Raw genomic sequence first — 22,870 nt, forward strand, 5'->3', positions numbered from 1 at the left:
ATGTTCCGCACCCGACTCGTCTCAACCGTGCTCGTCGCCGTCGCACCCCTGTTGTCCGGGTGCGTCGGCGACGAGCCCACCGTCGCCCTCCTCGTGGCCGGCGGCACGGACCCGGGGTCGCGCGCCGTCGATGTCGAGCACTTCACCGACCGGGTCGAGGCCACCTGCGACGAGTGCACGGTGACCGTCTACGACGCCGAGGGCGACGCCGCCGCCCAGAAGAGCCAGGCCCGCCAGGCCGAGGCGAGCTCGGCCGACGTCATCGTCGTGGTGCCCGTCGATCCCGACGACCTCGAGACCGTGACCAGTCGTGAGCTGCCCGTGGTCTCGCTCGGCGAGCTCGTCCCCGGATCGGACCGGTTCGTCGGTCTCGAGGGCGGCGACGTCCCGGACCAGGCGGGGTCGGACCTCGAAGCGGCCCGTGACGTCCTCCTCGGCGAGGAGGAGTCGATGACCTACGTGCCCAGTCGCGCGATGAGCGAGCAGGCCGCCGACGTGGCCGTGGCGTTCCTGGCCGGCAATCCTGTGCCCGACGGGGAGGAGCTCGACGGAGTCGAGTCCTGGCTCTACGAGGAGCAGGACGTGACCGTCGACACCCTGACCTCCGTGCTGGTCGCCCAGGACGTGGTCACGCTCGACGCCCTGTGCAGCGGGGCCACCGAGAAGCGATGCACCAGGCTGGGGCTGCGGTGATCGAGATCCTCACGGCCGCCCAGGTCGACAAGGCCCGAGCGACCGGTGCGCTCGTGGCCGACATCCTCCAGGACCTCCGCGGCAGGAGCGTGGTCGGCACCAACCTTCTCGACCTCGACCGCCGGACGGCGGAGATGATCCGGGACGCCGGCGCCGAGTCCTGCTACGTCGACTATGCCCCCGCGTTCGGCCGCGGTCCCTTCGGCCACTACGTGTGCACCGCGGTCAACGACGCCGTGCTCCACGGGAGACCGCGCGACCAGGCGCTCGCCGACGGCGACCTGCTGACCCTCGACCTGGCCGTGCGCCTCGACGGCATCGCCGCCGACTCCGCGGTCAGCTTCGTGGTGGGGGAGGCCAGGCCGGCCGGGAGCCTGGAGCTGATCGAGGTCACCGAGCGCGCGCTGGAGGCGGGCATCGCGGCGGCCCGTCCGGGTGCGCGGATCGGCGACCTGTCCCACGCCATCGGGACGGTGCTGGGCGACGCCGGCTACCCGATCAACATGCAGTTCGGCGGCCACGGAATCGGCACGACGATGCACCAGGACCCCCATGTGTCCAACAACGGCCGACCCGGCCGGGGCTACAAGCTCCGGCCGGGCCTGCTGCTGGCGCTCGAGCCATGGGTCATGGCCGACACCGACGAGCTCGTCACCGACGACGACGGCTGGACGCTGCGCAGCTCCACGGGCTGCCTCACCGCCCACAGCGAGCACACCGTCGCCATCACCGAGGACGGTGCCGAGGTGCTGACCCTGCCGAGCGCCCCGGCGTCGCGTCCGTCTGCCTAGTGCACCGTCTCGAGCGGCCGCTCGGCCTCGGCCGCGCTCAGCGGGGCGTCCGCTGAGTCGAGCTTGCTCGGCCACCAGATCTTGCCGCCGAGGTCGAGGTTGAGCGCCGTGACCAGCACGGACCGGACGATCAGCGTGTCGAGCATGACGCCGAGGGCGACGGCCACCCCGAGCTCGGCCAGGAAGACCAGGGGCAACGACCCCAGCACCAGGAAGGTCGCCGCGAGCACGACGCCGGCCGAGGTGATGACGCCGCCGGTCGAGGCGAGCCCGATCAGCGATCCCTTTCGGGTGCCATGGGTGGCGGTCTCCTCCCTGACCCGGGTCATCAGGAAGATGTTGTAGTCGATGCCCAAGGCCACCAGGAACACGAAGGTGAACAGCGGGAACCCGGGGTCGGACCCGGCGAAGCCGAAGACGTACTCGAAGAGCAGGGCCGAGATCCCCAGCGCGGCGCCGAACGACAGGACCACGGTGGCCATCAGGATCAGCGGGGCGAGGAGTGCGCGCAACAGTCCGATGAGGATCAGCAGCACGACCAGCAGGACGAGCGGCATGATCACCCAGCTGTCGCGCTCGGAGGCGATCTTGGTGTCGAGGTAGAACGCCGAGCCGCCGCCGACCAGGGCGTCGGCACCGTCCACGCCGTGTGCCGCGTCGCGGGACTCCTCGACGATGCCGGCAGCCGCGCTGGAGGAGATGTCGGCGTTGATGGTCGCCTCGAACCAGGACCTTCCGTCGGCGAGCGGCTGCACCTCTCCGGGCGCACCAAGGCCGTCGATGCCCTCGAGGGACGCGGCGACGTCGGCCGCCTGGTCGGTGTCGGTGACCACCTGGATGGTGTTGGAGTTGTCGGCCAGACCGTGCTCGGTGAGCAGCTTCTGGCCCTTGATGGAGTCGAACTCCTTCGTGTAGGTGTCCTCGGTCGAGAGGCCGGAGGTGTCGAGCCGGAACAGCCCGAGGCAGGCCAGGAGCAGCAGGCCGGTCGTGACGACCCACACGCGACGGGGGCGGTGGCTGATCGCGCGTCCGACGCGGGCCCAGAGACCGTCGGAGGTGGGCTCGGGGCTGCCGAAGGAGGGCCGCTTGGGCCAGAACACCCAACGACCGCAGATCACCAGCAGTGCCGGGAGCAGGGTGACCATCACGAGCATGGTGACGGAGACGCCGATCGCCGCGACCGGGCCGAGACCCGCGGTGGAGTTGAGCTCGGCGAAGGAGAGGCACAGCATGCCGAGCGCGACGGTGGCCGCGCTGGCGAAGATGGCCGGCGCGGCACGGTGCAGCGCGAAGGCCATGGCTTCGTGGCGGTCGTCGTGCCTGCGCAGCTCCTCCCGGTAGCGGGCGACCAGCAGGAGGGCGTAGTCGGTGCCCGCGCCGATGACCAGGATGCTCAGGATGGCCTGGCTCTGGCCGTTGACGGTCAGGTCGGCGTACTTGGCCAGGAGGTAGACCAAGCCGGTCGCGATCGTGTTGGCGACGACCGCGCAGATGATCGGGAGCAGCCAGAGGACCGGGCTGCGGTAGGTGAAGAGCAGGATCACGATCACGACACCGAGCGTGGCGAAGATCAGGTTGGTGTCGATCCCCTCGAAAGCCTCGGCCGAGTCGGCGGCCTGCCCACCGAAGCCCGCCAGGTGCACGTCGCCCCCGTCGATCTCGGCGATGTCGCGGATCTCGTCGGCGGCGTCGGGGATGGCGTTCCAGCCGTCGGTGCCGAAGTTGAGGACGAGGTAGAGGTAGGCGACCTCGCCGTCCTCCGACACGAGTGTCGGGACGGGGGCGCCCTGCGCTGCCGCGGCCTCCGCGGCAGCGGGGGTGAGCACGCCCTCGTCGGTGACGCCCTCGAGATCGGCGATCTCCTTGCCGTCGGCCTCCATCGCGGCGAGGTCGTCGTCGGTCAGCCCGCCGTCGCGGTGGTAGACCACGAGCGTGGGGATGTCGTTGGGGTCGACGGACTCGGAGAGCTCGTCGAGCACCTTGGTCGACTCGGCCGAGGCCGGCAGCCAGGACGACGCCTCGTTGTTCTGGACCGAGGTGAGCTTGGTCGAGAACACACCCATGATGGCGGTGATCGCCAGGACGGCGGCGAGGACGACCCACTTGGTCACGCGGCCGGTCAGCGATCCGGCGATCTGTCGATGCATGGGAAGCAGTCCAGCAGAAGCCGGGGACACTCCGCATCCGGATTTCCCCTGAGGACTGGTCAGGGTCGGGGCAGGGCTATCGCGTCTGGAGCTGGAACGGCGCCTTCGTGTCCGTCGAGCCGCGACGCGGGGCGACGGCGTACTCCATCGACCCGTCGATCCCCAGCCGCACGATCGCCCACTCTCCGTCCGAGAACGTGACGACCAGGACGTGCTCGGGGTCCTCCCAGACCTCGTCGAAGTACGTCGTCACGGCGCCGTGGGTGGGCGAACGGAACGTGCGGACGACCGAGCCGTCGGCGGTGGCCAGCACGTCAAGGGTCGTGGGGCCGAAGCCGTCGCCGTACGCCGGCAGGCCCAGAACGTGGTCGTTGCCGGGCGAGATGTCGGACAACCGGTTGTCGCAGGTGCGCCACTGCACCCGCAGGCCCCAGGTCATCGCGCTGCACGAGCCGGTGTCGCTGACCGAGGTGATCCCGCCGAGCCAGGCGCCGCGGCCGGCGGAGGCGAGACGCAGGTGGGGAGTGCGCTCCACGATGCCGTGGGTGGTGGTGTACCAGGCGCGGGCTCCGTTGACGTCGACCGAGCACCCGTGGCTGGTCGCGCTCTCCTTGCAGTCCTCCCCGGCGAGGGCGACGGCCCGGCCCGTGCCGGTGATCGGCACGGGGTTGAGGGAGAGGACGCGGTCGCCCGCGCTGTCGATGGCCCAGACCCTGCCGCGCCTTCCGGCGAAGGCGACGGCCTTTCCGCGCGCGGAGACGGCCAGCCCGTGACCGGTACGCCACTCGCCTCGGCCGGGGCTGCCGTCGGCGCCGATCCAACGGGTGGTGACAGGGTGGTTGCCGGCGGTCTGGATGACGAAGCCGGAGCCCATGGGGGCAAAGGCATCGAGGCTGTTGGGCACCGGCGTCCTGGTGCCGCCGGCACCACGGATGGCCGTCCGACCGGCGCGGCGCACGGACCACGCGAGCGCCGGGGGCGCACCGGTTCCCAGGTCGGAGACGTCGAAGAGCGTGGTGGGCGCCGAGCGGGAGCGCTCCTGGGACTGCTGGGCGGCAGGGGCGGCGGGCGGCGCGATGAGCGTGAGAACGGCGAGCGTGGTCGCGGCCAGGAGCGTGGTCCCGGAGCTGGGCTTCATGATGTGGAGACGCATCAGGTCTTCCATTGGTTGCGTCACGACTGGTTGCCTCAGGACTGGTTGCCTCAGGAACCGGGGAAGCCGGGCGGGACGCCGCGTCCCTCGGCGACCAGCACGTCGCGCAGCCGGTCGGGACGGTTGGTGATCAGTCCGTCGACGCCGACCCGGACCAGGTGGCGCATGGTGGCCTCGTCGTCGACGACGTAGGGGATCACCGCAAGACCCTCGCCGTGCGCGCGCTCCACAAGGTCGTCTGTGGCGAAGGGCGTGTACGCCGGGTCGCCCACCCCGGACACGAACGGGGAGCCGTGGACGGGAGAGATCGCCGTGAAGCCCTCCGCGGCCGCGGTCCGCACGAAGTCGGCGTCGACAGCGAGCCCGTCGAACCAGGGGGAGGGCGCGTCGGCGGTCGCCTTCAAGTACTTGGGGGAGACCAGCAGGTTGCGGTCCAGCGCGGGCTCGGCCTCGCCCACCCGGGCGAGCACGCCCCAGTCGAAGCACTGGATGCTGGTGCGCCCGACCAGGCGGTCGATCCGCAGCGCGTCGACCACCTTCTCGACGAAGGCCTCGCGGCTGGTCAGCCCGGAGGCGTCGAGGGCGTCGTACTTGATCTCGAGGTTGATGCGCACCGGGTCGGCGCCTCGGTCCTCGAGCAGCGCGGCGACCTGGCGCAGCAGCGGCATCGTGGGCGGGAGGTCGGCGCGGGTGAGCCGACGGATCCGGCGGGCGTCGGCCAGTCCCGCTCCGGGCAGCGTCGGGTCGTGCGCGACCACGACGTCGTCCTGGGCGGTCAGGTGGACGTCGAGCTCCAGCGTCGAGACGCCGAGCGCGAGCGCGCGACCGAAGGCCTCGAGCGTGTTCTCCGGCCAGAGGCCTGCGCCGCCGCGGTGGGCCTGGACGTCGAAGGGTCGGTGGAAGGATCCATGCGAGGGCGTCACGGTGTGGTGGGCCGGCCAAGTCCGAGCCGGTGCAGAGTGACGTCGTGCAGCGCGCCGTCCTCGGCCGTCGCGGTCATGTAGGTGCAGTGCGGCTGGCGGCGCCGGTCCGTGGGGGAGCCGGGGTTGAGCAACCGCAGCCCGGTGGCGCTCGTGGTGTCCCACGGGATGTGGCTGTGGCCGAAGACGAGCACGTCGAGGTCGGGGTAGAGCGCACTGGCGCGCTGCTCACGCCCCTGCGCCTGCCCGGTCTCGTGGACCACCCCGAGCCGGAGGCCCTCGATCTCGGCGTGCGCCACCTCGGGCAGTCGTTCGCGCAGCTCGCCGTGGTCGTTGTTGCCGAAGACCGCGACGAGCCGGCGGGACCTGGCCTCGAGCTCGTCGAGGAGGCGTACGTCGACCCAGTCGCCCGCGTGCACGACGACGTCAGCCTCCTCCACGGCACGCCACACCTGCTCGGGCAGGTCCCGTGCCCGCTTCGGCACGTGGGTGTCCGCCAGCAGCAGCAGTCGGGTGGGCGGTCGGGTGGGCATGGCGCCAGTCAACCCCGAGTGGCGCGTACGGTCGACCCATGGCTGCAGACGAGAATCCAGACTCCACCGTTGACGACATGGTCGCCGAGTCCGCCCTCCAGCTGTGGTCGGCGGCCCAGACCGACTTCGACCCCTTCGAGGTCCCGTCCGACGAGTGGCCGGACAACCCGGTGCCGGTCCGCGACGCCGACATCGCCGTCGACGCCCGCCTCGACCTCGACGACGTACGCTCCGCGCTCGGTCGTCTCGACGGCGTCAAGGTCGTCGTCGGCCGCGACGCGGGCAGCTTGAGCGTGCTCCGGGTGATCCCGGCCGACACCCCGCTCTGAGACAGGGGACGACGACATGGTGGCGAGCCGTTCGGCCCGCGAGCGGAAGGCCGCGGCGCAGGCAGGGCCGCTGGCGCGGGTGACGATCGACCTCGACGGGCAGCAGCAGTTCCTCTACCGGATCAGCTGCACCTCCTGCGTCGCACGCGGGCATCGCGCGTGGTCGACGCACCGGGCCGGCGAGGACAACGGCTTCATGGCCGCCATGGACCGGTGGACCTTCCACCTGGTGGAGAAGCACCCGGGCGAGGACGCGCCCTGCCTGGCCTTCCTCGGCGAGGCGCAGCAGCGGCTGCACGAGAGGCGCGAGGGCGGCTGAGGCGCGAGTCGTCAGTCCGGGCGGAAGGTCGCCCGGTAGGCCGTGGGCGTGACGCCGAGGGCGCGGTGGAAGTGCCGGCGGAGCGTGGTGGCGGTCCCCATGCCGCAGCTGGTGGCGATCTGGTCGACCGAGGCGTCGGTGCGTTCGAGGAGCTCCTGGGCACGGGCGATCCGCTGGTGGTGGAGCCAGTCCAGCGGCCCGGTCTGGAGCTCCGCCTGCATCCGGCGGGCGAGCTGGCGGGTGCTGAGGTTGGCGTGTCCCGCGAGGTCGCGCACGGTCAGGGGCTGGTCGAGGCGGGCGCGTGCCCACTCGAAGGTGGGTGCGAGACCGTGCGGGGTACGCGGCTCGGCGGGCGGGGTGATGAACTGCGCCTGACCGCCTTTCCGGTGGGCGGGCACGACGAGTCGCCGCGCGATCCCGTTGGCAGCCGCAGCGCCGAGGTCGCGACGCACCATGTGGAGGCAGAGGTCGAGCGCCGCGGTCTTGCCGGCCGAGGTGAGCACGTCGCCCTCGTCGATGTAGAGGACGTCGGGCCGGACGTCGACCTGCGGATAGCGGCGGGCGAGGTCGTCGGCGTACATCCAGTGGGTCGTGGCCGCCTTGCCGTCGAGCACTCCGGACGCCGCCAGGACGAAGGCGCCGGTGCACAAGGAGGCGATGCGGGTCCCGTTGCGATGGGCGTCCGCCAACGCCTCGAGCAGTCCCGGGTCGGGGTTGTCGTCGAAGTCGTCGGACGACGGCACGACGACGGTGTCGACGGCGGCGATCTCGGCGTACGACGTGGTCGGCAGGTGCGCCAGCCACGGGTGCGGGGCACCGTCGGCGGTGCAGACCACGAGGTCGTACCACGTGCCGGTGGGGGACAGCTCCGAGCGGTCCACGCCGAAGATCTCGGAGGCGATCGCGACCTCGTAGAGCATCGCTGAGCCGTGCATGACGAGGGCGATCCGGACCATGTCGCAAACTGTACGATCGACGTCTTTTCAGACGCTCGTCCCGCGCCGGGGCGCGCACCACGATGGTCGCATGACCTCCAACGATCGAGTCCTTGTCTACGGCGCCACCGGTCACACGGGGCGCTTCGTCGTCGACGAGCTGCTGCGTCGCGGCCTCGTCCCCGTGCTGGCCGGCCGCAGCGCCGAGCGCCTGGCCGCCGTCCCCGCCCGACACGCAGGGCTCGAGCGCCGCGTGGTGGGCATCGACGATCCCGACCTGCTGCGGCAGGCGGTGGCCGGCACCGGCGCCGTCATCAACTGCGCCGGGCCGTTCCTCGACACCGCCCTCCCTCTCGCCCGCGCCGCGGTCGACTCCGGCGCCCACTACCTCGACGTCACCGCCGAGCAGCCGGTCGTGCAGGCGCTCTACCGCGACCTCGACGAACCGGCTCGCGCCGCCGGCGTCGCCGTCGTCCCCGCCATGGCCTTCTACGGCGGACTCGCCGACCTGCTGCTCACGGCCGCCCTCGACGGCGGCTCGCGGGCCGACGAGGTCGAGGTCGCGATCGGCCTGGACCGCTGGTGGCCGACAGCCGGCACCCGAGCCACCGGAGCGCGCAACACGGCGACCCGCCTGGTGATCCGCGACGGCGCGCTGACCGCGCTCAACGCCTCCGCGCCCTCCGGCACCTGGTCCTACCCGTCGCCGTTGGGCGACCAGTCGGTCGTGCAGATGCCGTTCTCCGAGGTGATCACGATCGATCGCCACCTCGACGTGGGCGAGCTTCGCTCCTACCTCAACACCGCCTCGCTCGAGGACCTCCGCGACGCCGATACGCCGGCACCGGCCTCGACCGACGAGCACGGACGATCGGCACAGCGGTTCGTCGTGGACGTCGTGGTGCGCCGCGGCACGGACACCTGGCGGACCAGTGCGACCGGACGCGACATCTACGCCGTCAGCGCACCGATCATCGTCGAGGGCGCCGTCCGGCTCCTCGACGGACGCCACCGGGGCCCGGGGGCCGTGGCGCCGGGCCAGGCCTTCGACGCCGCCGACGTCCTCGCCACCCTCGAGCGGGACCACGGTGCCGTCGCTCTGGGGGCCGACCGATCGGTGGGTGCGGCGCAGCGCTAGAACTGGTGCCTGCCCTCGCTGTGGTTCTCCGCGCGGGCGCTGGCCGGTCAGCACGGGGAGGGATCGGGATCGGTGATGTCGACCGGGACGCCAGGGGGTCCGTCGCGCAGCAGTGCCGACAGCAGATCTCCCAGTGCTGGTGGGAGGACCGTGTCGGTCGTCTGAGACAACTCCTCGGCTCGCCACCAACGAAAGCCCAGAACGCTCGTGGTCTCGTAGTCGCTGAAGCCGGTTGGGGCGGGTTCGAAGTGCGGCACCGAGTGAAGGAGCCAGTCTTCGTGGACTTCGACGGTTCGTCCGTCGTAGCGATACAAGTGATCGCGGGTCCAGACGGGAATCCCGGTCGGCAAGGCCGCGAGCCCCGTTTCCTCATGAGCCTCACGGATGGCGGCTTGTTGGAGAGACTCGCCTGACTCGACACCTCCGCCGACGGGATACCAGCAGTGATGCCCAGTACGAGGATCCGTCGCGTGGATCAGGAGAACCCGGTCCTCCTCGTCCAGCAGCAACAGCTTGACGGTCATCCGAGGCACGCCCGGAGTGTAGGTGCCGCACGTCCCACCTGCGCGGCAGACGAGTGCGTTCCTTGGTCAGACCCGGGCGGTCGGCGACGAGTCGCCGAGACGGTCATCGGCGAATCGGCGCAGTAGCCACCAGGCGGCGGGCACGTTCGCCAGTGCCAGCACGGTGGACCCTGTCATCCACGCGGCTTCATGTGGGTAGTCCACGACGTGCGAGTCGAGCAGCGGCACCACGCCGAACCAGATGCCGGCTATCAGCGCGGAGATCCATGTTCCCGTGCCGAGTGTCAGCGCGAGCGCGATGGCGCCGACCTCGCGTGTGACGGTGCGGGTCTCGGGCGAGTGCGCCGAGCGGGTCGTGGCCCGATACAGGTAGAGGACGGTGAGGATCAGCGGTGGGGGAAGAACGAGTCCCGGCCATCCCGAGAAGAAGCCACAGAGCAGCGTCGCCGCGCCGATGGTGGGCAGAGTCACGACCACGACCCCGGCTGTGGTGGCCCAGGATCGCCGGGGCGGCGGCGTAGGAACGATCGTCGAGCTCATACCGCTCACGGTGCCCGCCGCCACCGGCTTGCACCCGTGCACGTGTACTCAACCGCCCAGTGCCACTTGGGCTACGAAGACTCCGACGCGACGTGCGGCAGGTCAGTCCTCCTTGGGCATGACGACCCAGGCGACGATGTAGGCGATCTCGCCGGCCCCCACGAGCCCGAAGATCACGAAGCCGAGGCGGACCATCCCCCGCGAGACCCCGAACCGGTCTGCGAGACCGGCGCAGACTCCGGCGATCCATCTGCCTTGACGGGGGCGCACCAGCTGCGAAGTGGACATGACGCACCGTACCCCGCAGTGCTGTCCACATGCTCGGGTCGGAGGGCAGGGCGACTGTCGGTGCCTCCTGGTTGAGTGGATGCATGCACCTGGTGACCGCGCTCGACGAGCTGACCGAGGCCGAGCTCCTCGATCACGCCGACGAGGTCTCGCGCACGCAGCGCGAGTGCGAGGCACAGGTCCTGCGGATCGCGCTGCAGCACGCGATCCTCAACAACCCCGAGACCCTCGACCCCGAGATCAGCAAGCTGCCAGGCCGCGAGCGGGCCAGGCGCTTCGGCGGCGTGGGCACGCCCGAGGTCGCGGAGTTCGCAGCAGCCGCGCTCGGTGCCCGGCTGGGCATCTCGTCCGGGTCGGCCCACTCGCTGGTGGCCGACGCCCTCGATCTGGCGATCCGGCTGCCGCAGCTGTGGCGTCGCGTGGAGGCGCTCGAGGTCAAGGCGTCCTACGCGCGTTTCGTCGCCCGGCGCACCCGCGACCTCACGATCGACCACGCGGCCTACGTCGACGAGCGCAGCGCCGAGTCGGCCGACGGCCGCATCCCCTGGTCCCGCTTCGAGGACCTCGTCACCGGCCTCATCGTCGCGAGCGACCCGGAAGCGGCGGCCGAGCGTGAGCGCGAGAATGCTGCTCGCCAGGTGGCCAGCCCACTCGCTCCACCGAGGCGGGATGCGCGGCTTCTTCGTCCGGGCGCCGTTCCCTGTCGTGGCGCTGCTCGACGCTCGCGTCCAGTGGATCGCCGACATCCTCGCCAGCCTCGGCGACGCCGAGGACCAGGACGCCAGGCGGGTCAAGGCGATCGCCGTGCTGGCCAACCCCCACCAGGCCGTCGCTCTGATCGAGGCCTTCATCCAGTGGCGGGACCGTGCCGAGTGCCCGGTGGAGGACGACGAAGGAATGCGCACCGGTGAGCGCCCCGAGCTCGACTGGCCCTCGATCATGCCCACCGTCACGCTCCACGTGCACACCTACGCCGGCCAGGAGACCACCGACGTCGCCCGGGTCGAGGGGCACGGCCCCGTGACGGAGGGATGGGTGCGCGAGCACCTCGGCCCCCTCGCACGCTTCACGGTCAAGCCGGTCCTGGACATCGAGGGCCAGGCGTCCGTCGACTCCTACGAGATCCCGGACCGACATCGGCAGGCCGTGCAACTCATGACGCCGGCCGACACCTTCCCGTGGGGAGTGAGCACTGCTCGCACCCAGCAGATCGACCACACCGACCCTTCCGTCGCGGAGGGCCACCAGGTCAGTCGAGGGTGGGCAACTACGGGCCGATGACAGCGTTCCACCACCGCATCAAGACCCACACCGTCTGGCAGGTGCGGCAGCCCTTCCCGGGCATCTACGTGTGGCGCGACCCGCACGGAGCGACGTACGTCGTCGACCACAGCGGCACCCGGCGGCTTGCGCCGAGCGAGCGGCTCAGTCCGGCCGAAGCGCGCCTCAGGCGGGCGTTGTTCGATCTCGCGGCCTGAAGCCCGATCGTCAGGACAGCACCGCCAGGTCGCGCTCGGCGTAGAGCCGGTGCTCCCACTCCTCGTTGATCACGACCCGCAAGCACGTCGCGACGGTGAGGCCCTCGGCGTCGGCCATGAACGGGGTCGCGGAGATGACAGGCCGGGCCAGGCCCTCGTCGTCGAGGTCGTCGAGCACCGCCTGCACGGTGGCGCGGCGCCGGGAGCGCAGCTCGAGCACGTCGTCGAGGGACGGGCGCACGTCGCGGTCCCACGGCACGCCCTCGATCTGTGGCGCCTCGTCCCAGGGCAGGTCGAGCGGGTGCCACGGAGACGGGTCCGCCAGGATCACGCCACTCACCCAGCAGGCGTGCGCGAAGCCGAGGTGGCGCAGGGTCTCGGTGAACGACCACTCCTCGTCGACCTGCTCGTGGAGGTGGTCCGGCGGCAGTGCCCGTGCGCGGTCGACCGTGTCCGACCACAGCCGGTCAAGCACCGTGAACGCCTCGCGGAACCCCTCGACGTCGGTCGGACGCATCAGCACGCGCTCGGGCGTACGACGGTCCAGCTCCGCCTCGACGAGGGGAACCACGTCGACCCCGTTGACCACGAGCCGACCGAGCTCGCCGTAGATCTCCAGGTCCGGGACCTCGACGCCGGTCATCCGTACGCCGTCGAGGTAGGCCGCCCGGACCCGGGTCCGGCTGAGGTCGACGTCGTGGAGCAGCGCGTCGGTGAGGTGCACCTCCCGGAAGGTCGATCCGCCGAGGTGTACGCGGTGGAAGAGGGAGCCCGCGAGGTCCTGCCCGGTGAAGTCGGTCATGGGTCCACGCTAGAGAGGATTCAGGACGATCGGCGTCCGTTGACGGTGGCCGCGGTCAGGAGAGGTCGCGTGGGACCTCGATCGACGGGCTGTTGTCGGTGACGCAGAAGGCCAGGTCAGCCGGGTCGCGCAGCACCTGCCAACCGCCTCCGGTGGCGCCGGCCTCCGCGCCGAGGCCGACGAGCCGCCGCACCTCGGCGTCGCGGTCGTCGGTGCCGTGGTCCAGGTGGGCGCGGACCCGTCCCTCCTCGTCCTCGAGACGCTGGAAGAGCAGCTGGAGCGGCGACTCGCGTCGTGCCACTTCCCGGCGAACTCCGGCGCCGGCCATCCGGCTGCGGTGGCCGTCGGGCCAGGTGACGGGTGCCGGCACCTCACTGCCAGTGGCCGGCACGAAGCAGAAGGGCAGCCCGCCGGGGGAGTGCATCGTCTGCCAGCGGTCGTGCGCGGCGACATGCGTCGCGCCCAGGGCGACGGCCCTGCCGACGCCCGCCGCCGCGTCCTCGACCTCGACGTCGAGGTGCACGCGCGGGGGTCCGTCGACCTGCTGGAGGTGGACGTACGCCGATCCGGTGGCGGGCTCGAAGCTCCGCAGCTCGGGATGGCCGGTCCAGGGCTCGCCGGGCGGTCAGCCGAGGGCCCCTCCCCAGAACGCGGCCGCGTCGGGCAGCAGCGGCTCGGGGACGTCGATCACGGCGTGCAGCCAGGCCATGCGATCGAGGGTAGGTGGGGCGCCAGAGGCGGCTACCAGGTGAGCTCGATCTCCACCTCGTTGGAGTCGCCGAGCTCGACCTCGACCTTGAGGTGCACCTTCTCGGGCACGGCGACAGTGATCCGGCCGCTGTCCCGCGCGAACTCGACGGAGTTGTGCTTGGAGAGCGAGTCGGCGAGGGCGCGCAGCTTGGTCGCGGCCTCCTCGCGGCTCATCGTGCGGGTCTCGTCCATCTCGAAGAGGTCCATGCACCGAACCTACTCACGAGCTACAAGCCCAGCATCCGCCCGATGATCTCCTTCTGGATCTCGGTCGTCCCGCCGTAGATCGTCTGGATCCGCGAGTCGGTGTAGGCCCGGGAGATCGGGTACTCGTTCATGTAGCCGTAGCCGCCGTGGAGCTGCACGCCCGCGTCGACGACGCGCTTCTGCAGCTCGGTGGTCCACCACTTCGCCATCGAGGCGAGCGCGGTGTCGACCTCACCGGCGTTGAGCCGCAGCACGCAGTCGTTGATGAAGACCCGCGCGATGTGGGCCTCTGTCGCCATCTCGGCCAGCACGAAGCGGTTGTGCTGGAACGTCCCGATCGGCCTGCCGAAGGCCTCGCGCTCCTTGGCGTACGCCAGGCACAGGTCGAGCACGTGCTCGACGGCCGCGACCGCGATGCAGCCGATCGAGATGCGCTCCTGGGGCAGGTTCTCCATCAGCGAGACGAATCCCGAGCCCTCGGCGCCGAGCAGGTTCGCCTTCGGCACGCGTACGTCGGTGAACGACAGCTCGGCGGTGTCCTGGGCGTGCAGGCCCATCTTGTCGAGGTTGCGGCCGCGCTCGAAGCCCTCCATGCCACGCTCCACGACCAGCAGCGAGATGCCCTGGTGGCCGGCCTCGGGATCGGTGCGGCACACGACGATGACGAGGTCGGACAGGATGCCGTTGGAGATGAAGGTCTTCGACCCGTTGAGGACGTAGTGGTCGCCGGCGTCGACCGCCGTCGTCCGGATCCCCTGAAGGTCCGAGCCGGCGCCGGGCTCGGTCATCGCGATCGCGGTGACGAGGTCGCCGGACACGCAGCCGGGCAGCCACCGCTGCTTCTGCTCCTCGGTCCCCAGGCTGGAGATGTAGGGGACGATGATGTCGCTGTGCACGGCGAAGCCCGGGCCCGTGGCGCCCGCGCGGGCCGACTCCTCGGCGAGCACCATGTTGTAGCGGAAGTCGCTGATCCCTGCGCCGCCGTAGGCCTCCGCCACGTCGAAGCACAGCAGCCCGCGCTCACCAGCCTTGCGCCACACCTCCCGGTCTACGATGCCGTCGCGCTCCCACTGCGCGTGGAACGGCACCACCTCCTTGGCGAAGAAGGCCCGCGCGACAGCTCGGAAGTCCTCGTGCTCCTGCTCGAGGATGCTGGGGCGGTCAGGCATGGTGGTGTCCTCCGGTGGTGGGACGGGCGCGGGCCACTGCCCGCGCCGCGACGTAGGCGGGCTCGCGCAGGCCCGTGACGAACGCGTACTGCTCGAGCCCGGCCAGAGGGTGGGTGACCGGGTCGAACCGGTCGGAGGTGTCGTCCTCCGCCCAGGCCACGTCCACGTGCCCGACCCGCTCCCAGCCGCCCGTGCCGCGGGCGACCTCGAGTGCGTACGACGACGGGGGCAGTTGGTCGGGAAGGACGTCGGGCAGCTCTGGCTGCGGGCTGAGGCGGAAGGTCACGGCCCGGCCGCCGGCGCGCACGGGCAGGAGCGTGGTCACCCGGCCGAAGTGGCCTGGCCCCCGCATGGTCAGCAGGTAGCGGTTCCACGCCCGGGAGCCGGTGCTGGCGAAGAGCAGGTCGGCGTCACCACCGTCGGGCGCGGCACCCTCCAGCCGGAGGGCGAGGCCCTCGATGTCGGGCCAGCCCTGGGGCAGTCCCATCGCCCGCGACCACCGCGCGCGGCACGGCCGGGTGCCGGTCCGGGCGATCGCCTCGATGCCGAGGTCGGGGGCGGGATCGGTGACCGTGAGGTGGCCCGTCCCGTGGTGGCCGACGGGATGGAGCGGCTTGTCGCGCCGCAGCAGGCCGGTGATCGCGGCCGCGGCGGCGAGGCCGGAGCCGAGCACGGCACCGGGCAGGACCCCGGGCATGAGCGAGGTGGCGGGGCGGGAGCGGGAGATCAGTGTCATCTGCCCCATTACCCGTTCGCCGCCCCGGCCACTCGGTTGAGGTCGTCGAGCATGGCGATCGGGCCGAGGTCGGCCAGCCGGTAGCCGCCAGGGTAGGTCGTCGGGCGGTGCCGGTACGGCGTACGGCGCGGGGGCGCGAAGCGCAGCACCCGACCACGCAGCCGCAGGCCGGCGTGCACCGCGCGGACGAACCACCGCGGCTGGCGCGGCAGGCCGAGCGCCTCGCGGAGCGGCTCGTCCATCACCGCGATCATCACCCGACGCGTCAGGGGCTTGAGCGGGGCCGGGGCCACCGTCCGGGCGATCCGGATCGACGCCTCGGCCAGACGGGTGCTTGCCGGGGTGTGGGCGAAGTGCTGCCGCTCGTAGTCGACGAGCAGGGCGAGGTAGCCGTCGTACGTCGTGGGCAGGTCCTTGATCCCCATCAGCTCGCCGAAGCGCGTGGTCACCTTCGCCAGCGCCACCAGCTCGTGGGGGTCGAGGGGGCGCCAGCCGTAGGCGGAGATCCAGCGGACCGGACCGACGATCGTCGTGGCCAGGACGTAGGCGAGCTCCTCGTCGGGGATGTCGTAGTGGCCGTGGATCCGGTTGAGCCGCCGCAGGGCTGCGTGCGACCGCGGGGAGTCGATGCCGTCGAGGGTGGCCTCGTCGCCGATCAGGATGGTGTCGTCGTAGCGCTTGACGCCGTGGTCCTCGAACTCGCGGGTCCGGTCGAGCAGCGCGGCGATCGACGGGACGCCGTAGTCGCGCATGAACGCGATGCCGGTGCCCTGGACGTAGTCCCACGGGAACTCGTGGCGGGCGGTCAGCCGGACGATCTCGTCGTAGTCGACCTCCGGATCCAGCTGCTGGATCCGTCGCAGGTTGGCGTAGCGGCCGGGCGCGTGCACGGCGCTCAGGACACCCATTCCTTCAGCTGCGCGACGGTGGCGGCGGGGTCGTCGGAGACGGGCGTGACGTTGAGGTCGGTGACCCCGGCCTCGCGGAAGGCGGCGATCCGCTCCTTGATGTAGGACTCCGGCCCGACGAGGTTGGCGGCCTCGAGCCACTCGGTCGGGACGAGCGCCTCGGCCTCCCTCTTCTTGCCCGAGAGGTAGAGGTCCTGGATCTCCTCGGCCTCCTTCTCGTAGCCGTAGGCCTGGGCGACGTCGTTGTAGAAGTTCTTGCCCTTCGCGCCCATGCCGCCGACGTAGAGCGCGAAGATCGGGCGGGCGAAGTCGAGCAGCGTCTTGGTGTCCGGTCCCTCGCCGATCGCGACCATGCCGCCGGCCATCACCTGCAACGGGGCGAGGCCCTCCTGCCGCTTGGCGTTGCCCGCGGCCAGGGCGTCGCCCCAGACCAGGTGGGCGCGCTCGGGGTGGAAGAGGTGGGGGATCCAGCCGTCGGCGATCTCGGCGGTCTGCTCGACGTTCTTGGGGCCGAGGGCCGCGATCCAGATCGGGATGGTGTCGCGCTCGGGCTTGGTCAGCAGCTTGAGCGGCTTGCCCAGTCCGGTGACCCCACCGTCCTCCTTGGTCAGGGGAAGGTGGAACTCGCCGGCCGAGGTCAGCGGCTCCCGCTTGAGGCCGCGACGGATGATCTCGACGACCTCCGCGGTCCGCGCCATCGGCTTGGAGTAGGGCACGCCGTGGAACCCCTCGATCACCTGCGGTCCGCTGACCCCGATGCCGAGGATCGCGCGGCCGCCGCTCACGTTGTCGAGACCGGCAGCCGTCTGCAGGAGGGCGCCCGGCGTGCGCGAGTAGATGTTGAGGATGCCGGAGCCGATCTTCACGGTCTCGGTCTTCGCGGCGAGGTAGCCCATCAGTGTGGGCGAGTCGAAGCCGTACGCCTCCGCGACCCACACGCTGTCGAGGCCCGCCTTCTCCAGGGCGACGACCTGGTCGGCCGCGCTGCGGGGGTTGCCGTCGTACATCAGCAGGGTGGCGAGGCGCATGCCGCAATCGTGACAGTGAAACTGTCACGATGGCAAGCGCTCTTGGGCGGGACCTGCTCCCACTCCGGCTCGGTCAGGTCTAGTCCGCCAAGGAGGGTCTCCCCACGCGGCATCGCCGCCGAATCGGCGGTGGATGTACCCGCGCGATACCGCCCCTGCGCCCGCTGTGTACCGGCTGGTGGCGAACTGGGACACCTCGAGCCGATCGGCCCGGGATCCACCAGCTCAGGAGATCGACATGCATCGCATCAAGAACACCGTCGTCGCCGTGGCCGCCGCAGCCGCCCTCAGCCTCGTCGCCGCCTGCGGCGAGGACCTCGAGCCGCCCGCCAACGACATCGGCAACACGGTCGAGAAGAAGAGCAAGAGCCCGGCCCCCAAGATGCCGGTTCGCGACCACACCGGCCGGATGGACTTCGGGGACGGCGAGGCGAAGCTTCCCCCGAAGCCGAAGCCCTCGAAGGACACCAACCCGTCGCGACTCGACTTCGGCGACACCGGTCGCTCCTGAGGGACTCACCCACAGGAGGTCGTGATGAACGCCTACTCGATCGGCTCGGACTCGCCGCGCTGGTGGTGGCCGTCGGCCGCCGCCGGCGCGATGGGCGCCGCCGCCATCGCCGCGATCCTCGTCCTCCCCGCCAGCAGCTCCACGCCGCTCGGCGATACGACACCGCAGGACCGGCCGGCTCCGGCCAGCGACACCTGGTTCTCCAGGGTCGACCCAGCGGTGGACCGTCCGTGCTTCGCGCTGCCTGCGCGGCCGAACGCACTCGGTCATGACCCGCGCTGCGGGCAGCGATCGGTCATCGAGCCCTGGTCCGAGGGACGCCGCCCCGGCCTCGACTCGCGACCCTGAGCCTCACTCGTCCGGACAGACCGACTGATAGGGCTGCGCGGGCAGGACCTGCTCCCACTCGTCCTCGGTCAGGGTTCGCCCGGCCATCTGGCAGGCGAAGTCCATGGCTCGGTCGACGTCGGTCTCCCACTGGTAGATCCTGCCGTCGTAGGAGGCGATCGCCACGTCGTGGGTGTCGCCGATGAACTGCGCACCGGCCGGGACCGGTGTGCCCCGGTCAGGCGGGTGAACGGTGCCGAGCAGGTCGAGCGTCGTAGCGTCCCACAGGCTGACTCCGCCGTCGGCGGCGCCGGAGACCAGACGTCGTCCGTCGTCGGAGTAGTTGAGCCAGCGCACCGCCGCTCCGAGACCGGTGGATCGCCGTTGGTCCCCAGTCGAGACGTCAACGGTGACGATCTCGCCAGAGCTCCCGGCTGCCGCAACCGTGGAGCCGTCCGGAGAGGCGACCGACGTGTAAGGGGCCAGACCCAGGTCGCCCTCGGACTGGACCGCGCCGCTGTTGACGTCGATGACTCGCCAGCGCGCGCTCAAGCCGTCGCCTGCGGCCTCGTAGAGCATGGCGGTGCTCCCGTCACCGATCGGGGCGATGACGTCGCCGGGGATGTTGAAGAGCTCGCCGCGAGGGCGCAAGGTCTCGGCGTCAACCGTCAGAGTCCGGCGGACCGAGTCAGTCACCAGCAGGCTGCGACCGTCGTCGACATACGCCAGTGTCCAGACGCTGGCGTCTCTGTCGACCATGTCCCGAGATCTCCGCAGTTCTTTGCCCGTGACGGAGTCAAGGACACTGACGATCGTCTTCGCGCATTGCTGCGCCTCGCAGTATGCGGCGTACTGCCCGCCCCGGGGATGCCACGTGCCGAGGACGAACTGGCTTTCGTTCACCGGAAGGCGGGTCGCCGGCGTCGCTTCGCCGGTCCGGGTGTCGACGAACCTGACCCATCCCTCGCCCCGGTCGTCGAGCCAGCGATAGGCCACCTGCCGCCCGTCCGGGGAGATGTCGGCCTGTGCGAAGAGCTCACTGTCTCCGACCTGGGTGGTCTGCTGCAGGTAGGTATCGCGCCCGGACAGGTCCCATGTACGAAGCATCGAGTCCCCGCCGCCCCCATAGACCAGGTCGTTGTCCGGGCTGAAGCCGACGCCCCACGGATCGAAGGTGTTCCACCGTTCCACGGGCCGACCGGTGGCGGTGTCCCAGACGATGAGCTCGCCGTCCTGGGAGACCGACCCCACCACCGTGCCGTCGGGTGAGAACTGGATGTCGAAGACCTGGTCTCGGTGTCCGCGCAGCGTGTGGACCGTCTCGCCGGTGGCTGCGTCCACCAGCAACCCGTGCCCGCGGGTGTAGTCCTCGAGAGCAAGCAGAGTTCCCGCCCGGTTCACGTCCAGGGTGATCCATGCGGTCAGGGCTTCGCGGCGCCAGAGTCGTTCGCCCGACGCCACGTCGTACGCCGTCAGCGGCCAGTTGGTGTAAAGGGTCCGGCCGTCCGGGCTGAGCGCCAGCCCTTGCAAACCGGTTCCGGTCGGCACCCGGACGGGCGGCGTGGACGGGGAGCGCAGGTCCCAGACCAAGGCGTAGCCACGCTTCTCAAGCGCCTCCTCCACCGGCCCTGTGCTCAGGGTGGCAGCGAGGTAGCGACCGTTGGCGCTGAACTGGACGTCGTTGCCCCACAGCGGCTTGCCACCCGGGAAGTCGAGCTGCCTCGTTGGCTGCATGGTCTCCGAGTCCAGGAGGCGCACTGGCTCCAGGGACCGCGCTTGCTCCAGGACGACGGCGAGCTGCCTGCCGTCCGGGCTGAAGGCGGGGTACATGTACGCCTGGCCCGCCTCGGTCGGCCGGCCGGCGTCGTAGCTGCGCAGCAGCCGGTTGGTGGAGGCGTCGTAGAGGTGCATCCGGTTCTGATCGTCCGAGGAGGCGATGAAGCGACCGTCGTGACTGACATCGAACCCCTCCAGGTAGCCGCCGCCGGGCGGCTCCGACCGGACCAGCGTCGGACGTTTCGCCAAGGCGGTCACCAGGTTCACCCTTGTCTCCGGGGAGTCGTCCAGCCGTGCGCCAGCGACTGCGAGCAGGAGCGAGAGGCTGATGTCGTCGGTGAGCTGGGATCGGACTCCGACCCGTCGTGCATCCGCGTGGACCGCCAGCTGCCGCGCCCGGGCTGCGTTGTCGTTGGCCCGGTCCGACTGGACCGCGGCGAGACCGCCGGCGGCCAGAGCGAGGGCGAGGAGGGCCACGGCTCCACCGAGCACCATGCGCAGCCGACGGATGAGCCGCGCCTGGTCGCGAGCATGCTCTTCTGCGCTCCGCTCCTCGGCGTCGGAGGCTTCGCGGGCAGCGTCCAGGAACTCGCGCTCCGTGTCCGTCAGGGTGGACCTGGTGCCGGACTGCCACTCCAGCGCACGCGCGAGCCGGACACCGCGGTAGAGCTCACTGTCAGGCCGTTCGAGGGTGTCCCACGCGTCGGCCGCGCCGCTCAGGTGATGACGAATGCGTTGGCCCTCGACGTCGTCGTCGAGCCAGCCGCGTAGTCGAGGCCAGGCATTGGCCAGTGCCTCGTGGGTGATCTCGAGGACCTCCTCGTGACTGGTCACCAGGCGCGCATCGACGAGCATCCCGATCAGGCGCTCGTGGTGGGCATCGGAGGCGATCAGGCGGCGCGGGACCCGGGTGCGGACGGCTTCACCGTCGATTCCGGGTGAGACCAGTCGCAGGACGAGGTCGCGCAGCACGTGTCTCTCGTCGGCCCCGATGCTGCCGTACAGCTGCTCCGCAGACTGTGCGACCGCGCCCTGGATCCCCCCGGTGGAGTGGTAGCCCTCCACCGTCAAGGTGCTTCCCTCCCGGCGTCGCCACGTCTCCAGGAGGGCGTGCGACATCAGTGGCAGTGCCCCCGGGTCGTCGCGCACCTCCCGGACGAGGAGGTCGACCAGGCCCGGTTCGAGGATCAGCCCAGCCTGCTGGGCCGGGCCGGTGACCGCGGCACGCAGGGCTTCCTCGTCCAGTGATCCGACGAGGTGCAGGCCGCGCTCCACCAGACGGCTGAGGCCCGGGTGCTCCGTGACCTGCGACAGGCGGTCGCCGCGCAGGGTCAGGATGACGGGACGCCTGGTGGCCTCGTGGGCGAGGCGCCCGAGGAAGTCGCGCTGCTCCTCCAGGTCCTCGCAGAGCGCGAAGACCTCCTCTGTCTGGTCGACGGCCAGCACGGTGCGCGCATCGGCGTTCTCCCGGAGCGCGCTCAGCGCCTCGAGGGGTCGCCGTCCCGGAGTGATCAGCACGATCCTGTGGCCGCGCTCGCGGAGAGCCGCCAGCACCCCCGCACGCATGATCGATGACTTGCCGGAGCCGGAGGGGCCGACCAGAGCCGCGAAGGATCCCCACGTGAGGAGGTCGAGGCACGCCTGGATGTCGGGGTCACGGCCGAAGAACCGCTCGGTGTCGTCGACGTCGTAGGCCTTGAGGCCCTGCCACGGGCACTGTCCCGCCCCGACCCGCGGCTGGGGGACGAGGAGGCCTGGATCGCGCTCGAGGATCGACTGCTCCAGGGCCAACACCTCGGGGGCCGGGTCGATCCCGAGCTCACGGACGAGGACCGTGCGGAGCTGGCGCATCGAGCGCAGCGCCTCGGCCTGCGCGCCTGTCTGGTACTGGGCGAGGACGAGGAGCTCCCAGCGGTGCTCACGCAACGGCGCGGCACTCACCAGCGCCTGAGCCTGTGCCAGCACCTCCCGGGGTCGCCCGCTGCGCAACATCGCGTCGACATGCATCTCCTGCGCCTCGAGGCGCAGCTCGTCGAGCCGCTCGGCCTCTCGGCGGGCGGGCGGCCACTCGGGGAGGTCGGGGAACGCGGGACCACGCCACAGGGCGAGGGCCTGCTCCAGCTGGTAGACCACCCGGTCGCTCTCGCCCACCGTCAGGAGCCCGCGGGCGCGGGCCACCCGCGCCTCGAAGTCGTACGCGTCGACGCGATCGGGCGGCACCATCAGGACGTAGCCGTGGGGCGAGGTCTCGATCGCCCCCGGACCCAGGATCTTGCGGAGCCGGACGATGCACGACTGCACGTTCTTGGCGGCGGAGGCCGGTGGGGTGTCGCCCCACAGGACATCCATCAGCTCGTCCGCGCTCACCGGAGCCCCCAACCGCGTGGCCAGGGCCTGCAGCACTACTCGGTCGTGGGTGCCGAGACGACCCGATCCGTCGACGGTCAGGGGACCGAGGACGTGGATCCCCATCCCGCCCAATGTCCTCGACGTCGTGGGTCTGGTCAACGGAATATGTGCCCGGGCTATACCGCTCCAGCGCTGGATCGGTACCGGCTGGTGGCGAACTGGACACCCCGAGCCGAACGGCCCCGGGGACCACACAGCCCAGGAGATCGCCATGAACCACCGCGTCCCGGGCTCAACTCGCGACCGTGACCGCTCGGAGCCGTCATGAAGACCACCACCGCGCGCGCCCGCCGTGTCCTGGCCACCGGCTTCCTCCTCGCCACCGCGGGCATGGCCGCCGCGTGTGACCTGGTCGTCGGCCCGCCCGTCCGCGACGTCGGCTACGAGCACAACGTCGGGCCGGCGACCGAACCTCTCACTGGCGGACCTACACCGTTCCCCGACCCCAGGCCCTGAGAC

The 22,870-nt window shown here is 71.1% G+C and carries 26 protein-coding genes and 1 pseudogene; 11 read left to right on the forward strand and 16 right to left on the reverse strand.

Features of this window, described 5'->3' with window-relative positions; genetic code table 11:
* Together J3P44_RS21020 and map are read left to right on the forward strand one after the other, a co-directional pair.
* Entirely contained in the window at nucleotides 1-693 is a 693-nt protein-coding gene (locus tag J3P44_RS21020) for a type 1 periplasmic-binding domain-containing protein (RefSeq protein ID WP_255892426.1), read from the forward strand.
* A complete protein-coding gene (map, locus tag J3P44_RS21025) occupies nucleotides 690-1,484 on the forward strand; it encodes a type I methionyl aminopeptidase (RefSeq protein ID WP_255892427.1) in 795 nt (264 codons plus the stop codon). Before J3P44_RS21020 ends, map begins: the two co-directional genes overlap by 4 nt.
* Here map and J3P44_RS21030 read toward each other — a convergent pair.
* From J3P44_RS21030 to J3P44_RS21045, 4 genes are all read right to left on the reverse strand, one after another.
* Entirely contained in the window at nucleotides 1,481-3,631 is a 2,151-nt protein-coding gene (locus J3P44_RS21030) for an MMPL family transporter (RefSeq protein WP_255892428.1), read from the reverse strand. The two genes, map and J3P44_RS21030, sit on opposite strands and share 4 nt — an antisense overlap.
* Nucleotides 3,632-3,707: 76 nt before the next feature.
* Entirely contained in the window at nucleotides 3,708-4,784 is a 1,077-nt protein-coding gene (locus J3P44_RS21035; protein WP_255892429.1) for a hypothetical protein, read from the reverse strand.
* Nucleotides 4,785-4,834: 50 nt separating this feature from the next.
* On the reverse strand, nucleotides 4,835-5,707 hold the full coding sequence (locus J3P44_RS21040) for a glycerophosphodiester phosphodiesterase family protein (protein WP_255892430.1): 873 nt from the start codon (nucleotides 5,705-5,707) through the stop codon (nucleotides 4,835-4,837).
* Entirely contained in the window at nucleotides 5,704-6,237 is a 534-nt protein-coding gene (locus J3P44_RS21045) for a metallophosphoesterase family protein (protein ID WP_255892431.1), read from the reverse strand. The genes J3P44_RS21040 and J3P44_RS21045 overlap by 4 nt, the downstream gene beginning before the upstream one ends.
* Nucleotides 6,238-6,275: 38 nt before the next feature.
* Here J3P44_RS21045 and J3P44_RS21050 point away from each other — a divergent pair, with 38 nt between their 5' ends.
* Nucleotides 6,276-6,566, forward strand: coding sequence for a hypothetical protein (locus tag J3P44_RS21050; RefSeq protein ID WP_255892432.1), 291 nt, complete (start codon nucleotides 6,276-6,278; stop codon nucleotides 6,564-6,566).
* A gap of 16 nt (nucleotides 6,567-6,582) precedes the next feature.
* Nucleotides 6,583-6,885, forward strand: a complete 303-nt coding sequence (locus J3P44_RS21055; protein ID WP_255892433.1) for a hypothetical protein — start codon at nucleotides 6,583-6,585, stop codon at nucleotides 6,883-6,885.
* A gap of 11 nt (nucleotides 6,886-6,896) precedes the next feature.
* On the opposite strand, the gene J3P44_RS21060 is transcribed toward J3P44_RS21055, so the two are convergent.
* Complete coding sequence (locus tag J3P44_RS21060; protein ID WP_255892434.1) at nucleotides 6,897-7,841, reverse strand: GlxA family transcriptional regulator; 945 nt, start codon at nucleotides 7,839-7,841, stop codon at nucleotides 6,897-6,899.
* 70 nt (nucleotides 7,842-7,911) lie between these two features.
* Between J3P44_RS21060 and J3P44_RS21065 the strand changes: the two genes are divergently transcribed.
* Nucleotides 7,912-8,958: a saccharopine dehydrogenase family protein gene (locus J3P44_RS21065; protein WP_255892435.1), complete on the forward strand. Its 1,047-nt coding sequence runs from the start codon at nucleotides 7,912-7,914 to the stop codon at nucleotides 8,956-8,958.
* Between the two features lie 47 nt (nucleotides 8,959-9,005).
* Here the strand turns inward: J3P44_RS21065 and J3P44_RS21070 are convergent, their stop codons facing one another.
* The 3 genes from J3P44_RS21070 to J3P44_RS21080 form a co-directional block, all read right to left on the reverse strand.
* Nucleotides 9,006-9,482, reverse strand: a complete 477-nt coding sequence (locus J3P44_RS21070; protein WP_255892587.1) for an NUDIX hydrolase — start codon at nucleotides 9,480-9,482, stop codon at nucleotides 9,006-9,008.
* 66 nt (nucleotides 9,483-9,548) lie between these two features.
* Nucleotides 9,549-10,022, reverse strand: a complete 474-nt coding sequence (locus tag J3P44_RS21075) for a hypothetical protein (RefSeq protein WP_255892436.1) — start codon at nucleotides 10,020-10,022, stop codon at nucleotides 9,549-9,551.
* Between the two features lie 102 nt (nucleotides 10,023-10,124).
* Nucleotides 10,125-10,310, reverse strand: coding sequence for a PspC domain-containing protein (locus J3P44_RS21080; protein WP_255892437.1), 186 nt, complete (start codon nucleotides 10,308-10,310; stop codon nucleotides 10,125-10,127).
* Between the two features lie 83 nt (nucleotides 10,311-10,393).
* Here J3P44_RS21080 and J3P44_RS25845 point away from each other — a divergent pair.
* The 3 genes and pseudogenes from J3P44_RS25845 to J3P44_RS21090 all read left to right on the forward strand — a co-directional run.
* A pseudogene (locus J3P44_RS25845) lies at nucleotides 10,394-10,939 on the forward strand (DUF222 domain-containing protein); the annotation flags it as partial.
* A gap of 40 nt (nucleotides 10,940-10,979) precedes the next feature.
* Nucleotides 10,980-11,591 (forward strand): hypothetical protein, encoded by a 612-nt coding sequence (locus J3P44_RS21085; protein WP_255892438.1) that lies wholly within the window; start codon nucleotides 10,980-10,982, stop codon nucleotides 11,589-11,591.
* Nucleotides 11,588-11,788 (forward strand): hypothetical protein, encoded by a 201-nt coding sequence (locus J3P44_RS21090; protein ID WP_255892439.1) that lies wholly within the window; start codon nucleotides 11,588-11,590, stop codon nucleotides 11,786-11,788. Before J3P44_RS21085 ends, J3P44_RS21090 begins: the two co-directional genes overlap by 4 nt.
* A gap of 10 nt (nucleotides 11,789-11,798) precedes the next feature.
* Here the strand turns inward: J3P44_RS21090 and J3P44_RS21095 are convergent, their stop codons facing one another.
* From J3P44_RS21095 to J3P44_RS21125, 7 genes are all read right to left on the reverse strand, one after another.
* The gene (locus J3P44_RS21095) at nucleotides 11,799-12,590 is read right to left on the reverse strand and encodes a DinB family protein (RefSeq protein ID WP_255892440.1); all 792 of its coding nucleotides are present in this window, start codon (nucleotides 12,588-12,590) and stop codon (nucleotides 11,799-11,801) included.
* A 55-nt stretch (nucleotides 12,591-12,645) separates the two neighbouring features.
* Nucleotides 12,646-13,182, reverse strand: a complete 537-nt coding sequence (locus J3P44_RS21100) for a VOC family protein (protein ID WP_255892588.1) — start codon at nucleotides 13,180-13,182, stop codon at nucleotides 12,646-12,648.
* 149 nt (nucleotides 13,183-13,331) lie between these two features.
* Nucleotides 13,332-13,547 carry an amphi-Trp domain-containing protein gene (locus J3P44_RS21105; protein WP_255892441.1) on the reverse strand — a complete coding sequence of 72 codons (216 nt, stop codon included), beginning with the start codon at nucleotides 13,545-13,547 and terminating at the stop codon, nucleotides 13,332-13,334.
* A 20-nt stretch (nucleotides 13,548-13,567) separates the two neighbouring features.
* Nucleotides 13,568-14,716, reverse strand: coding sequence for an acyl-CoA dehydrogenase family protein (locus J3P44_RS21110; RefSeq protein ID WP_255892442.1), 1,149 nt, complete (start codon nucleotides 14,714-14,716; stop codon nucleotides 13,568-13,570).
* Nucleotides 14,709-15,452 carry a hypothetical protein gene (locus J3P44_RS21115; protein WP_255892443.1) on the reverse strand — a complete coding sequence of 248 codons (744 nt, stop codon included), beginning with the start codon at nucleotides 15,450-15,452 and terminating at the stop codon, nucleotides 14,709-14,711. The genes J3P44_RS21110 and J3P44_RS21115 overlap by 8 nt, the downstream gene beginning before the upstream one ends.
* A gap of 8 nt (nucleotides 15,453-15,460) precedes the next feature.
* Nucleotides 15,461-16,360, reverse strand: coding sequence for an oxygenase MpaB family protein (locus J3P44_RS21120; protein WP_255892444.1), 900 nt, complete (start codon nucleotides 16,358-16,360; stop codon nucleotides 15,461-15,463).
* Nucleotides 16,348-17,388, reverse strand: a complete 1,041-nt coding sequence (locus J3P44_RS21125; RefSeq protein ID WP_255892445.1) for an LLM class F420-dependent oxidoreductase — start codon at nucleotides 17,386-17,388, stop codon at nucleotides 16,348-16,350. The genes J3P44_RS21120 and J3P44_RS21125 overlap by 13 nt, the downstream gene beginning before the upstream one ends.
* Nucleotides 17,389-17,626: 238 nt before the next feature.
* Between J3P44_RS21125 and J3P44_RS21130 the strand changes: the two genes are divergently transcribed.
* Both J3P44_RS21130 and J3P44_RS21135 read left to right on the forward strand, forming a co-directional pair.
* Nucleotides 17,627-17,899 carry a hypothetical protein gene (locus J3P44_RS21130; protein WP_255892446.1) on the forward strand — a complete coding sequence of 91 codons (273 nt, stop codon included), beginning with the start codon at nucleotides 17,627-17,629 and terminating at the stop codon, nucleotides 17,897-17,899.
* Between the two features lie 24 nt (nucleotides 17,900-17,923).
* Nucleotides 17,924-18,247 (forward strand): hypothetical protein, encoded by a 324-nt coding sequence (locus tag J3P44_RS21135; protein WP_255892447.1) that lies wholly within the window; start codon nucleotides 17,924-17,926, stop codon nucleotides 18,245-18,247.
* Between the two features lie 3 nt (nucleotides 18,248-18,250).
* On the opposite strand, the gene J3P44_RS21140 is transcribed toward J3P44_RS21135, so the two are convergent.
* A complete protein-coding gene (locus J3P44_RS21140; RefSeq protein WP_255892448.1) occupies nucleotides 18,251-22,474 on the reverse strand; it encodes an nSTAND1 domain-containing NTPase in 4,224 nt (1,407 codons plus the stop codon).
* A gap of 201 nt (nucleotides 22,475-22,675) precedes the next feature.
* On the opposite strand from J3P44_RS21140, the gene J3P44_RS21145 reads away from it, so the two are divergent.
* Nucleotides 22,676-22,867 (forward strand): hypothetical protein, encoded by a 192-nt coding sequence (locus J3P44_RS21145; protein ID WP_255892449.1) that lies wholly within the window; start codon nucleotides 22,676-22,678, stop codon nucleotides 22,865-22,867.
* Nucleotides 22,868-22,870: the final 3 nt, after the last annotated feature.

The sequence above is a fragment of the Nocardioides astragali genome (assembly GCF_024436375.1).
Classification (GTDB): domain Bacteria; phylum Actinomycetota; class Actinomycetes; order Propionibacteriales; family Nocardioidaceae; genus Nocardioides; species Nocardioides astragali.

What these genes read in the sequence shown, in the direction of transcription:
- J3P44_RS21020 (WP_255892426.1), top strand. Translation starts at nt 1, where the DNA reads ATGTTCCGCACCCGACTCGTCTCAACCGTGCTCGTCGCCGTCGCACCC.
- J3P44_RS21030 (WP_255892428.1), bottom strand. Translation starts at nt 3,631, where the DNA reads ATGCATCGACAGATCGCCGGATCGCTGACCGGCCGCGTGACCAAGTGG.
- J3P44_RS21035 (WP_255892429.1), bottom strand. Translation starts at nt 4,784, where the DNA reads ATGCGTCTCCACATCATGAAGCCCAGCTCCGGGACCACGCTCCTGGCC.
- J3P44_RS21045 (WP_255892431.1), bottom strand. Translation starts at nt 6,237, where the DNA reads ATGCCCACCCGACCGCCCACCCGACTGCTGCTGCTGGCGGACACCCAC.
- J3P44_RS21050 (WP_255892432.1), top strand. Translation starts at nt 6,276, where the DNA reads ATGGCTGCAGACGAGAATCCAGACTCCACCGTTGACGACATGGTCGCC.
- J3P44_RS21055 (WP_255892433.1), top strand. Translation starts at nt 6,583, where the DNA reads ATGGTGGCGAGCCGTTCGGCCCGCGAGCGGAAGGCCGCGGCGCAGGCA.
- J3P44_RS21060 (WP_255892434.1), bottom strand. Translation starts at nt 7,841, where the DNA reads ATGGTCCGGATCGCCCTCGTCATGCACGGCTCAGCGATGCTCTACGAG.
- J3P44_RS21065 (WP_255892435.1), top strand. Translation starts at nt 7,912, where the DNA reads ATGACCTCCAACGATCGAGTCCTTGTCTACGGCGCCACCGGTCACACG.
- J3P44_RS21070 (WP_255892587.1), bottom strand. Translation starts at nt 9,482, where the DNA reads ATGACCGTCAAGCTGTTGCTGCTGGACGAGGAGGACCGGGTTCTCCTG.
- J3P44_RS21075 (WP_255892436.1), bottom strand. Translation starts at nt 10,022, where the DNA reads ATGAGCTCGACGATCGTTCCTACGCCGCCGCCCCGGCGATCCTGGGCC.
- J3P44_RS21080 (WP_255892437.1), bottom strand. Translation starts at nt 10,310, where the DNA reads ATGTCCACTTCGCAGCTGGTGCGCCCCCGTCAAGGCAGATGGATCGCC.
- J3P44_RS21085 (WP_255892438.1), top strand. Translation starts at nt 10,980, where the DNA reads ATGCGCGGCTTCTTCGTCCGGGCGCCGTTCCCTGTCGTGGCGCTGCTC.
- J3P44_RS21090 (WP_255892439.1), top strand. Translation starts at nt 11,588, where the DNA reads ATGACAGCGTTCCACCACCGCATCAAGACCCACACCGTCTGGCAGGTG.
- J3P44_RS21095 (WP_255892440.1), bottom strand. Translation starts at nt 12,590, where the DNA reads ATGACCGACTTCACCGGGCAGGACCTCGCGGGCTCCCTCTTCCACCGC.
- J3P44_RS21105 (WP_255892441.1), bottom strand. Translation starts at nt 13,547, where the DNA reads ATGGACCTCTTCGAGATGGACGAGACCCGCACGATGAGCCGCGAGGAG.
- J3P44_RS21110 (WP_255892442.1), bottom strand. Translation starts at nt 14,716, where the DNA reads ATGCCTGACCGCCCCAGCATCCTCGAGCAGGAGCACGAGGACTTCCGA.
- J3P44_RS21115 (WP_255892443.1), bottom strand. Translation starts at nt 15,452, where the DNA reads ATGACACTGATCTCCCGCTCCCGCCCCGCCACCTCGCTCATGCCCGGG.
- J3P44_RS21120 (WP_255892444.1), bottom strand. Translation starts at nt 16,360, where the DNA reads ATGGGTGTCCTGAGCGCCGTGCACGCGCCCGGCCGCTACGCCAACCTG.
- J3P44_RS21125 (WP_255892445.1), bottom strand. Translation starts at nt 17,388, where the DNA reads ATGCGCCTCGCCACCCTGCTGATGTACGACGGCAACCCCCGCAGCGCG.
- J3P44_RS21130 (WP_255892446.1), top strand. Translation starts at nt 17,627, where the DNA reads ATGCATCGCATCAAGAACACCGTCGTCGCCGTGGCCGCCGCAGCCGCC.
- J3P44_RS21135 (WP_255892447.1), top strand. Translation starts at nt 17,924, where the DNA reads ATGAACGCCTACTCGATCGGCTCGGACTCGCCGCGCTGGTGGTGGCCG.
- J3P44_RS21140 (WP_255892448.1), bottom strand. Translation starts at nt 22,474, where the DNA reads ATGGGGATCCACGTCCTCGGTCCCCTGACCGTCGACGGATCGGGTCGT.
- J3P44_RS21145 (WP_255892449.1), top strand. Translation starts at nt 22,676, where the DNA reads ATGAAGACCACCACCGCGCGCGCCCGCCGTGTCCTGGCCACCGGCTTC.